General features: G+C 72.4%; 1 protein-coding gene and 1 pseudogene. Both read right to left on the bottom strand.

Translation table 11 applies throughout. The features are described 5' to 3' along the window. Window positions 1–421 (bottom strand): annotated as a pseudogene (locus R1101_RS0123405) (secretion protein F); the annotation flags it as partial. Beyond that, a partial coding sequence (locus tag R1101_RS28425) for a TadA family conjugal transfer-associated ATPase (RefSeq protein ID WP_016935604.1) occupies window positions 418–1,455 on the bottom strand: 1,038 nt, incomplete at its 5' end. The pseudogene R1101_RS0123405 and the gene R1101_RS28425, both read right to left, overlap by 4 nt.

Raw genomic sequence — 1,455 nt, 5'->3', positions numbered from 1 at the left:
CGGCCGATCCGCCGAGCCGCGCCCGTGCCGCAGCGACCCGGAACGCCGCGGCGACGGGACCGGCCGTCTCCCGGTCGGCCGTTTCGCATGCGTCGGCGGGATGCGTGCCCACCCGCAGGTCGGCGATCACGGTGTCCAAGCCGGACAACAGCATTCGCCGATGATGATCGAGTTCGGCTGCGCGGTTCCGGGCTCGGCCACGCGACATCACGGTCGCGACGACCGTCGCAGCGGCCGCGGCCGGCGTGATCCCCGCCCACATCACGATCGTCGCGCCCACCGCGACCACCGCCCCGAGGACGAGAGCACGCGGCACCGGACGCGGCATCGCCTCGGGTATTCCGCGTCGCAGCCGGCGACGGGCCGAGAACGACGGCAGGACGACCAGCGCTGCCGCAAGGCACAGAATCGCCGCGTTCACGGCGCGTCCCGCCGACGCAGTGTTCGTTCGAGGACGTCCATGCCGTGCTCGCTGCCGCGATCGTGTGTCCATGCGGGCGTGACGATCACACCCGCGACCGCGTCGCGTTCGACCACGCCGATCTCCACGAGACGCCGCACTCCGTCGGTACCGCGGTGCACGTGCAGGACCACCTGCACCGCGGCGACGAGCTGACTGTGCAATGCGGGCCGGTCGAGGCCACCCAGCGCAGCGAGGGCCTCGAGCCGGGCAGGCACCTCGTCGGGCGAATTGGCGTGCACCGTCCCGGCGCCGCCGTCGTGACCCGTGTTCAATGCGGTCAGAAGATCGACGACCTCTGCGCCTCGCACCTCCCCGATGACGATGCGATCCGGTCGCATCCGCAGGGCCTGCCGCACGAGATCGCGGACGGTGACCTCGCCGACGCCCTCGACGTTCGGTGCACGCGCGACGAGCCGCACCACGTGCGGGTGGGCCGGAACCAGCTCGGCGGCGTCCTCGACGCAGACGATGCGTTCCGCCGGGGCGACCGCACCGAGGAGCGCCGCGAGCATGGTCGTCTTCCCTGCCCCGGTGCCCCCGACGACGAGGAAGGCCAACCGGGCACGCACGATGCGGAGCAACAGCTGATAGGCGACCTCGGAGACCGCTCCGCGGTCGCGCAGCGCGTCGAGCCCCTGGGTCGCGGGTCGCAGGACCCGCAGCGACAGGCACGTCCCACCCTGCGCGACCGGCGAGAGCACCGCGTGCAGCCGGACGCCGAACTCGCCGTGTCCGGGCAGCCTGCCGTCGACCCACATCTGGGCGTCGTCGAGGCGGCGCCCGGCGAACAGCGCCAGTCGCTGTGCGAGTCGTCTGACCGCCGCTTCGTCGGGAAAGGTGACATCGGTCAGGCGCAGCCCGTTGCCGTGATCCACCCAGACGCGGTCGGGTGCGGTGACGAGCACGTCGGTGGTCGCCGGGTCCGCCAGGAGATCCTCGAGCGGACCCGCGCCGGTCAGTTCGGTTTGCAGATGTCGCAGGGCCGCAAGGAG

This window comes from Rhodococcus sp. R1101, assembly GCF_000278445.1.
Taxonomy (GTDB): domain Bacteria; phylum Actinomycetota; class Actinomycetes; order Mycobacteriales; family Mycobacteriaceae; genus Rhodococcus; species Rhodococcus gordoniae.
The sequence above is the reverse complement of the archived record's forward strand: the minus strand, read 5'-3'. Positions and strand labels throughout refer to the sequence as shown.